The organism is Nocardioides sp. NPDC059952 (assembly GCF_042730435.1).
Taxonomy (GTDB): domain Bacteria; phylum Actinomycetota; class Actinomycetes; order Propionibacteriales; family Nocardioidaceae; genus Nocardioides.
In genome coordinates, this window is sequence record NZ_JBHWLY010000136.1 from 1 (window position 1) to 1,061 (window position 1,061).

The 1,061-nt window shown below is 67.7% G+C and carries 1 protein-coding gene; it reads right to left on the reverse strand.

The genetic code is table 11. The features are described 5' to 3' along the window. Positions 1-32: 32 nt before the first annotated feature. Positions 33-473 (reverse strand): hypothetical protein, encoded by a 441-nt coding sequence (locus ACFV9G_RS29590; RefSeq protein ID WP_378733021.1) that lies wholly within the window; start codon positions 471-473, stop codon positions 33-35. Between the last annotated feature and the right edge of the window lie 588 nt (positions 474-1,061).

Here is a 1,061-nt window from a genome sequence, read left to right on the forward strand (position 1 = left end):
GGTGGCCCCGACGCATCTCATGCGAGGTTCGCTCAGGGCGCGCCCTGGACGTAGTAGCGCTTCTCCGTCCCGACACGGCCGGTGCCGACGATGTCCACGGACGAAGAGTCCCCGGTGGCTCCCCCGGCGAATCCGAGCTGGTCCGTGCCGAGATCCACACCGCGACCGCCACCCAGCGGCGAGCCGGTGTCGTCGTCATGATGGACGACACCACCACCGGCGGCGTGGTCGACCGGAGACTCGAGGTGCGCGCGACCGCTGACCACGACAGTCGCCCCGTCGGTCGTCACCGTCACCGCGGCGTCGTTGCCGGCCGCATCTCCGGAGACCGTCACCTGACCCGCGGGTCCGCGGTCCGGAGCCTTGATCGGCTGCTGGGCGGAGGCAACCGCGGCACTGGCGACGATCAAGCCACCTGCGGCAAGGGTCACCGCCACCGATCGCCGAAGGCCCCCGAGGATCTTCGAGTTCATCGCGTTCTCCTGACGTGTTCGGGTGTTGAGGGAATGCGGGACCCCGTCAGCGCCCGCACCCGGCGCCCGAGCGCACGGGGATCGCGGCTGGCGCGGACGGGGTCCCGCCGAGCAGGGCGAGCGAGGTCCTGGTCACGCTCATAGCCCCACTCATCGGACCGGACGGATCGGCAGCCTGAGTCGGCTGGCCAGCTTCACGCCCGGTGGTAGATCCATGCAGGGCGACGCCCCCCGGCGTCCAATCGCCCGCATGGATCCGTTGCTCGCTCCGACGCTCGATCGTCGCGTCACGTCCGGTGCCACGAGCGATCGCGGCGCGGCGTACACCGCGGCCTCGACTGCTCGTCGAGGCCGTCACAGCCTCATTGCTCACCATGGACGCTCCCGAGTTCGGTCCGAATCAGAGCCTTCAGTACTTGTTACGTACGTCGATGCGCTGATGTTGCAGTTCCCGGAGAAATACGGAGAAAGTCCCGCCAAAAACACAGAATATAGTGGTTTGGGGAGTGTGTGTTACTATAAGACATCCCACAGCGGAGCCACCAGGTCCTGCTTAGCTCCAGCCGTACACCCCCGTGTCAGGGCGCG

Excerpts from the sequence above, each read along its gene's own strand:
- ACFV9G_RS29590 (WP_378733021.1), bottom strand. The coding sequence starts at position 473 with ATGAACTCGAAGATCCTCGGGGGCCTTCGGCGATCGGTGGCGGTGACC.